Here is a 6,761-nt window from a genome sequence, read left to right on the forward strand (position 1 = left end):
TGCCGGGCCTACGATATTTACGGAGCCATGAACACATTCTTGGAAGGGGTATACGCGCCTGTAGATAATTCCCAAAACAGGTTCACTTACCTCGGAGGCAGTACCACGGGCGGCGCAGTGGTGTATGATAACGGATTGTTCCTCTATTCCCACCACTCCACTGACCCATGCTCAGGGAAGCTGGTAAATGCTTTCGACATGGTGCGCCTCCATAAATTCGGTGACTTGGACGATAATGCGGCGGCGAATACACCGACAAACCGACTCCCCTCTTATTCCGCCATGTGCGAGCTGGCTATCGCTGACGGCCACGTTTCAAGACAGCTGGCAAAGGAGCGGGCTGAATCAGCTATAGGGGATTTCGGGCAGATTACCGCGGAGCCTGACGAGGGCGAGAACTTCGACTGGACCACGGAGCTTGAATTGAACCCGAAGACAGGAGCAATAAAGCCCACCATAGACAATATTTGGATTATCCTTGAGAACGACCCGAACCTCCGTGGCAAATTCGCCCTCAATGAGTTTGCGGGGCGCGGCGAAGTCCTTGGCGAGCTTCCATGGTGCGCTTTCACCAAGCGTCGGGCATGGGCCGACAACGATAATCAGGGCATGTACTGGTATTTTGAAAAGGTTTACAAGATTACCGGCAACGGCAAGATTGACGGCGCGCTTTCCCTGCACAGCGAGAAGCACAAATTCAACGAGGTGAAAAATTACCTCACCTCACTGAAATGGGACGGCATCGCGAGGCTGGACAGCCTGTTCATAGATTACCTCGGAGCGGCTGATACCCCCTATACCTGCGCAGTCACGCGCAAAGCGTTCACTGCGGCAGTGGTAAGGGCATTGGAGCCGGGGTGCAAATACGACACCATGCTCATCCTCTCCGGGCCGCAGGGCATAGGCAAGTCCACCCTGCTGGATAAGATGAGCAAGGGCTGGTTCAACGACGGCATACGCACCTTCGAGGGCAAGGAAGCCAGCGAGCTTCTTCAGGGGGTGTGGCTGGTGGAAGTCAGCGAGCTTGACGCGTTCAGGCGCACCGATGTAGCGAGGATAAAGCAGTTCCTCAGCCTGAGATACGACAGGTTCAGGGCGGCATACGGGCGGCACGTCAAGGACATTCCGCGGTGCTGTGTATTCTTCGGCACCACCAACACTTCCGAGTTCCTGCGCGACCGCACGGGCAACAGACGGTTTTGGCCTGTAGACGTAGGAGTACAGCCATGCACCAAAAGCGTGTGGCTTGACCTTGATGAAGAACGCGACCAGCTTTGGGCGGAAGCCGTAGCGAGGTGGCGTGTCGGTGAGAGCCTGTTCCTTTCAGGCCATGTCGAGAAGGAAGCCAAGCGGGAGCAGGAAATGCACAGGGAAGCCAGCAGCAAGGAAGGTTTTATATTGGATTTCGTAGAGAGGCCTGTGCCAAGGGATTGGCAGAGATGGTCTTTGGACAAGCGGAGAATGTTCCTCAATGGCGAGAATGCGGGTGATGCAAGCGACCTTGTTCCAAGGGATAGAATATGTGCTTTGGAAATTTGGTGCGAGGCATTTGGCGGTCAGCCAAGGGATTTCAAGTACGCGGAGGCGGCTGAAATAAATGACATCATGCGTTCTCTGCCGGGCTGGGAAAAGACGGCTGGAAGTGTTCGGTTTGGGTACTGCGGAAAGCAGCGTGGATTCCAAAAAAGGCCGGAACATTGGGTGGAACATTCAGCGGAACATCTGAATTTCTAGAAAGAATTTTGCACTTTTAGAAAGGTTTAGGCGCGAAAAGAAAGTCAATGTTCCGGGGGGTCAATGTTCCAATGTTCCGGGTAATGTTCCGGGTAATGTTCCGGCTTAAACCCTTGATATTACTGGGTTTGTTATTAAAGTGGAACATTGGAACATTAATTACTATAGAGTAGTGTAATTAGGCAGATTAGAGAGAATTAGAGAATTATTATCATTTTAGTAACTCTCTAATTCGCCTAATTTGCGCAAATATACGCGCGCGCGTGCGCGAGGAAGTCAGAGGAGAGAATTATGCTTGAAAAACAAATAGAACAAAAACTTATAAAAGGGGTAAAAAACTTGGGCGGAATGTGCCTGAAATTTGTAAGCCCGGGTACAGCAGGAGTACCGGACAGAATTGTCCTGACGAAAACAGGCAGGGTGATTTTCGTGGAACTCAAAACGGACACGGGGAGCCTCACTAAATTGCAGAAGTATGTGATTGGGAGGATGAAATCGAGGAATGCGGATGTGAGGGTCCTGAAAGGGCTGGATGAAGTCAAAAACTTTTTGTCCGAGCTGGAAAGGAGCGACGGGATATGAAATACATCCCCCACTCCTATCAGCAATACTGCATTGACTCAATCATCTACAACAAAGCTGTAGGGCTGTTTCTCGATATGGGCCTCGGCAAGACGGTTGTCACACTCACTGCTATCCACGATTTGCGTTTCAACAGGTGGGAAATAGCCAAGCCATTGATTATCGCCCCTAAAAAGGTGGCAGAAGCCACATGGTCTACGGAGGCGGCAAAATGGGACCATACCAAGAATATGAGGATTGTGAAGATTTTAGGTACATCAGCACAGCGGATGCGGGCCTTGGCTACTCCCGGCGATGTGTATGTCACCAATCGCGAGAATACGCAGTGGATTGTGAACCACTTTCGCAATGACTGGCCTTTTGATATGGTGGTGCTTGATGAAAGTTCCAGCTTCAAGAACAGCACCAGCAAAAGGTTCAAGGCCATGCGCCTTGTCAGGAGCCGGATAAAGAAAATCGTGGAGCTTACGGGAACACCGGCGAGCAACGGCCTTGAGGATTTGTGGGCGCAGGTGTATCTCTTGGACGGAGGCGCAAGGCTCGGCCCTACCCTCAGTGCCTATCGCGACAAGTATTTCATTCCCGGCAGGCGCAATCAGACCACCATTTTTGATTATAAGCCCAAGGACGGCAGTTTCGAGATGATTAAGCAGGCAATCAGCGATATATGTATCAGCATGAAAGCGGCTGACTACCTGACACTTCCCGATATGCTTGTGAATGATATTCCTGTGGCCCTTGATTCAAAGGCTAGGCGGGCATATATGCAGTTGGAAGCGGAGCTTCTTCTTCAGGTGGATGACAGCACTATCACGGCGGGGAGCGCAGGGGTGCTTACCGGCAAGCTCCTTCAGCTTTGCAACGGCGCGATTTATGACGAGGACAAGAATATCGTTCCCATTCATGACTGCAAGATTGAGGCGTTCATGGAGCTTATCGAGCAGCTTAATGGAAATCACGCATTTGTTCTTTATAATTTCCAGCATGACAGGGAAAGGCTTCTCAATGCCTTAGCTAAAACAAACCTTCGTGTTCGCGTTTATTCCCGGTTGCAGGATCAGACTGACTGGAACAACGGCAAGATTGATGTGCTTCTTGCCCATCCTGCGAGCTGTGGCTACGGCCTGAACATTCAGGGAGGCGGTCATCATGTAATTTGGTTCGGACTGACATGGAGCTACGAGCAGTACGACCAGTCGAATAAGAGGCTCTATCGTCAGGGGCAGGAGCATCCGGTGGTAATCCATCGCCTGTTTATTCAGGGCGGAATGGATGAAACCGTGATGGAAGCCCTCGAAAGCAAGGGCGATGTTCAGGACACGTTGCTCGCCGCCCTCAAGGCACGGATTACACAGTTAAAAAAGAGAGGTTGATGGTTCATGCAGAAAGAAGAAATAAGGGAAATTGCCCGCACAGCCGCACTGGAAGCAGTGAAGAAATCTGCGGAGGCTCGTGATGATATAATCCGCGAGGAGCTTGATTCCCGCTATCATGATGTCAAATTGCTGATGAGTAATTATCGTAAGCTGAAGCTCCATTATTCCAGCATGGCCGACGAGGCTTTGGAAGTCAGCTCGCTGTGTTCCCTAAAGCATAAGACCGGTTTGATGATGGAGCATGTGGACATAATGCTCCGGGCCTACAAATCCTTGTGCGAGGCATCTGACAATCCCGATGAGATACGCCGCTACAACGCCCTGTACATGCGGTACGTTTCTGATGAGAAATGCAAGGTCGCAGATATTGCAGCCCGGCTGGGCATTGACCGCAGGACATTCTTCCGTGATGTCAGCAGGGCGATGGAAGAACTTTCCGTCCTGCTATTTGGCCTTGAGGCCATAGGCACTTGGAATCCGAAAAAATAGTTTCAGGCTCCTCCGTATCCTTTGTGCGGAGGAGCTTTTTAGTGCTAAAAATAGAACAAACTGTAAAATTTTTCCAAAATTTTTCCTGAAAAATATTGACAAAAGTCACTAAAAGTCGTATAATAAGACTATAAAGAAATACAAAAAAACAAAAAAGCCCGAAAGGATGATTAACATGTGGAAATACTTAACATACGAAGAATTCACAAATCTTGCGAGAGAATGGTACCGCTGGGGAGGCGCAACCTTCTACGAGTGCTGGGATGAAAACGCTTTTAACGAATATGTAAAAGAGTTCGGACGTATCAGTAAAACACGCGCTCTGAGAATGTTCAGAGAAAATTACTACATCGAAAAAGAAAGGCTTGCAGCTTTCGCAGGTTGCTTCTAAGCCGAAATGCCCGGAAGGGCATCAGCCGGGAATGACCGCCCGGCTCTGATGATGGCAGGTCAAAAGAAAGGATGTGAGGCCATGAAGAAGGAAGTCGCAAGAGTAATAGTTCCACACAAGAATAATCCGGGATGGTATTGCGTGAAGACAACATTCCACCTGACTGGAAAAGTTGACAGCGATTTAGTGAAGGACGAAGAAACCGGAGTGCCAATAACTCTCGAACTTCCGGACAAGCCGCTGGACGGCGTTTACGAAACCGCAGATGCTACGACGTATTACACTTATCACGATTGCTACGAAGAAGCATTTGCACAAATTCAGCAGTCCATGTCAATAATTACACATCCCTTCATTTTCTTAGCCTTAAAACATTTTCTTTGCTTAAAGTCGTAACAGATGTATGAAGTATGACTGCCGTTTTTAATCTCACGGAAGTATTTGCCATCTTCAAGCCATTCTCGCTTGATTAACTGGCCCGCTTGCAACTCCGGCATACTGCTCTTGGCGGTGTCTGCCAGTTCTTTTGCAATCATGCTCAATACTGTTTCTACCTCAGTCATTGCTTGTCAAAAGCTCCTCAATGGTACATCCATACAACTTTGCAATAATCGGCAGTTTATCGGCGCGGGGCTTAGATACGCCTCGCTCCCACTTGCTCACGGAAGATTCCTGAACACCGAGTGCCTCGGCAACCGCCCGCTGGGACGGGATGGCACCCCGCAACCTGCGCTCTCTCATGATATTCATCCACTCACCTCCTCTGTCGGTCGTTTTTATTTATACCCACATTCTTATTATAAGACTTTTCGGCTTATTTGTCAACTTAAATTCAAGAAAATTTTTCGGTGAATTTTTCTTGACTACTTGAATTAAAAGCTATATACTCGACTTATAGGAAAGGTGGTGTTATTCATGAAAGACTTTGGCAACAGATTGAAGAAGCTGAGGCAGACGGCGGGGCTTACCCAAGCAGAGCTGGCTGATATGATGGGTGTGGTTCCTTCGGCTGTAGGCAAATATGAACGCCTGCCTGATGCTTTCCCGAGCATCGAGGTCCTTATCAAGCTGGCCGATTACTTCAAGGTCAGCACTGATTATCTGCTCCGAGGCATTCCCTGTTCAGGAGATATTGCGAATAACATAAACGGAGTTATGCTAAACAGCCCGGTCATTCAGGGCAATCACAGCGCTGTGACAATAAGCGGCTCGCAGAAATTGTCACCTGAGTCGGCAGAGCTTGTTAAGATTTACGAATCGCTGAAAGGGCGTGAGCGCATAGCTCTCCTCAATTGTGCATTGGAATTGGAGAAAGGAGGACAATGATATGCACCTGACTTTAGATGTGAAGAAGAAATGCAACTTCTTTTGGCTTCGAGGCATACGCCGCGCAAGGATTGATAAATGCTGCGCTGAATGCTTCATTGGCGAAAAATATACCGAAGTTTATGAAAAGACGCGTTTCAAGAATACAGCCCATGTAGAAGTAGAATTACCGCCTGATGATACAATTAAGGCTTACTATCTGTGCGGTCTTAGCAGAGGGTGGGTTTACACTAACAATACGCACATCGCATTTATTCCATGTAAGGGACAGAACGTGGAAATAAATAATGACAAGATTCATGTGACAATTACGGATGCCCGGCAGATTAACTTTCAGGATTATGACCCTGACCCACCGGGAGAATACACTCATGAGCAAAGGACATGCAGGAACTGGATATTTGCCAATTACCTGCTGGACGGAATGCCGTTATGAAAAGGGCGGCCATATATGTCAGGGTATCTACGCTTGAACAGGCGCAGGAAGGTTATTCAATCGGAGAGCAGAAGGAAAGATTGATTGCGTACTGCAAAGCACATGATTGGATTATCGCCAATATCTATGTTGACGGCGGATATTCAGGCAGTAATCTGAACAGGCCCGGCATACAGAAACTAATGCAGGAAACAGAAGAGTTCGACGTCGTGCTGGTGTATAAGCTGGACAGACTATCTCGCTCACAGCGTGATACTCTATACCTGATTGAAGAAGTATTCATGCCGCACGGAGTTGATTTCGTATCAATGCAGGAATGCTTTGACACATCCTCCCCTTTTGGCAAGGCAATGATAGGCCTGCTGGCCGTATTCGCACAGCTTGAAAGAGAACAGATAAAAGAGCGCACAAAAATGGGCCGAATGGC

10 protein-coding genes and 1 other RNA gene are annotated in these 6,761 nt (G+C 48.7%); 9 read left to right on the forward strand and 2 right to left on the reverse strand.

All coding sequences use genetic code 11. The features are described from left to right. From ACI3UA_RS05505 to ACI3UA_RS05530, 6 genes are all read left to right on the forward strand, one after another. The coding region (locus ACI3UA_RS05505) for a VapE domain-containing protein (protein ID WP_439723829.1) at window positions 1-1,734 on the forward strand (1,734 nt) is incomplete at its 5' end. Window positions 1,735-2,025: 291 nt separating this feature from the next. Beyond that, complete coding sequence (locus ACI3UA_RS05510) at window positions 2,026-2,316, forward strand: VRR-NUC domain-containing protein (RefSeq protein WP_439723830.1); 291 nt, start codon at window positions 2,026-2,028, stop codon at window positions 2,314-2,316. Continuing rightward, window positions 2,313-3,689: an SNF2-related protein gene (locus ACI3UA_RS05515; protein ID WP_439723831.1), complete on the forward strand. Its 1,377-nt coding sequence runs from the start codon at window positions 2,313-2,315 to the stop codon at window positions 3,687-3,689. Before ACI3UA_RS05510 ends, ACI3UA_RS05515 begins: the two co-directional genes overlap by 4 nt. Window positions 3,690-3,695: 6 nt before the next feature. Next, complete coding sequence (locus ACI3UA_RS05520) at window positions 3,696-4,181, forward strand: hypothetical protein (protein WP_439723832.1); 486 nt, start codon at window positions 3,696-3,698, stop codon at window positions 4,179-4,181. A gap of 175 nt (window positions 4,182-4,356) precedes the next feature. Beyond that, on the forward strand, window positions 4,357-4,572 hold the full coding sequence (locus ACI3UA_RS05525; RefSeq protein ID WP_439723833.1) for a hypothetical protein: 216 nt from the start codon (window positions 4,357-4,359) through the stop codon (window positions 4,570-4,572). Next, window positions 4,572-4,636: hammerhead ribozyme type II (locus tag ACI3UA_RS05530), an RNA gene on the forward strand. Before ACI3UA_RS05525 ends, ACI3UA_RS05530 begins: the two co-directional genes overlap by 1 nt. Window positions 4,637-4,892: 256 nt before the next feature. On the opposite strand, the gene ACI3UA_RS05535 is transcribed toward ACI3UA_RS05530, so the two are convergent. Both ACI3UA_RS05535 and ACI3UA_RS05540 read right to left on the reverse strand, forming a co-directional pair. Further along, a complete protein-coding gene (locus tag ACI3UA_RS05535) occupies window positions 4,893-5,135 on the reverse strand; it encodes a hypothetical protein (RefSeq protein ID WP_439723834.1) in 243 nt (80 codons plus the stop codon). Continuing rightward, a complete protein-coding gene (locus ACI3UA_RS05540; RefSeq protein WP_439723835.1) occupies window positions 5,128-5,322 on the reverse strand; it encodes a helix-turn-helix domain-containing protein in 195 nt (64 codons plus the stop codon). The genes ACI3UA_RS05535 and ACI3UA_RS05540 overlap by 8 nt, the downstream gene beginning before the upstream one ends. 165 nt (window positions 5,323-5,487) lie before the next feature. Here ACI3UA_RS05540 and ACI3UA_RS05545 point away from each other — a divergent pair, with 165 nt between their 5' ends. From ACI3UA_RS05545 to ACI3UA_RS05555, 3 genes are all read left to right on the forward strand, one after another. Further along, window positions 5,488-5,898, forward strand: a complete 411-nt coding sequence (locus ACI3UA_RS05545) for a helix-turn-helix domain-containing protein (RefSeq protein WP_439723836.1) — start codon at window positions 5,488-5,490, stop codon at window positions 5,896-5,898. 1 nt (window position 5,899) lies between these two features. Beyond that, window positions 5,900-6,334, forward strand: coding sequence for a hypothetical protein (locus tag ACI3UA_RS05550; RefSeq protein WP_439723837.1), 435 nt, complete (start codon window positions 5,900-5,902; stop codon window positions 6,332-6,334). Continuing rightward, window positions 6,283-6,761: recombinase family protein (locus ACI3UA_RS05555; RefSeq protein ID WP_439723838.1), on the forward strand; the 479-nt coding region annotated here is incomplete at its 3' end. The genes ACI3UA_RS05550 and ACI3UA_RS05555, both read left to right, overlap by 52 nt.

The sequence above is a fragment of the Anaerovibrio sp. genome, from assembly GCF_051866355.1.
Classification (GTDB): domain Bacteria; phylum Bacillota; class Negativicutes; order Selenomonadales; family Selenomonadaceae; genus Anaerovibrio.

What these genes read in the sequence shown, in the direction of transcription:
- ACI3UA_RS05535 (WP_439723834.1), bottom strand. Translation starts at nt 5,135, where the DNA reads ATGACTGAGGTAGAAACAGTATTGAGCATGATTGCAAAAGAACTGGCA.
- ACI3UA_RS05545 (WP_439723836.1), top strand. Translation starts at nt 5,488, where the DNA reads ATGAAAGACTTTGGCAACAGATTGAAGAAGCTGAGGCAGACGGCGGGG.
- ACI3UA_RS05525 (WP_439723833.1), top strand. Translation starts at nt 4,357, where the DNA reads ATGTGGAAATACTTAACATACGAAGAATTCACAAATCTTGCGAGAGAA.
- ACI3UA_RS05510 (WP_439723830.1), top strand. Translation starts at nt 2,026, where the DNA reads ATGCTTGAAAAACAAATAGAACAAAAACTTATAAAAGGGGTAAAAAAC.
- ACI3UA_RS05520 (WP_439723832.1), top strand. Translation starts at nt 3,696, where the DNA reads ATGCAGAAAGAAGAAATAAGGGAAATTGCCCGCACAGCCGCACTGGAA.
- ACI3UA_RS05515 (WP_439723831.1), top strand. Translation starts at nt 2,313, where the DNA reads ATGAAATACATCCCCCACTCCTATCAGCAATACTGCATTGACTCAATC.
- ACI3UA_RS05540 (WP_439723835.1), bottom strand. Translation starts at nt 5,322, where the DNA reads ATGAATATCATGAGAGAGCGCAGGTTGCGGGGTGCCATCCCGTCCCAG.
- ACI3UA_RS05550 (WP_439723837.1), top strand. Translation starts at nt 5,900, where the DNA reads ATGCACCTGACTTTAGATGTGAAGAAGAAATGCAACTTCTTTTGGCTT.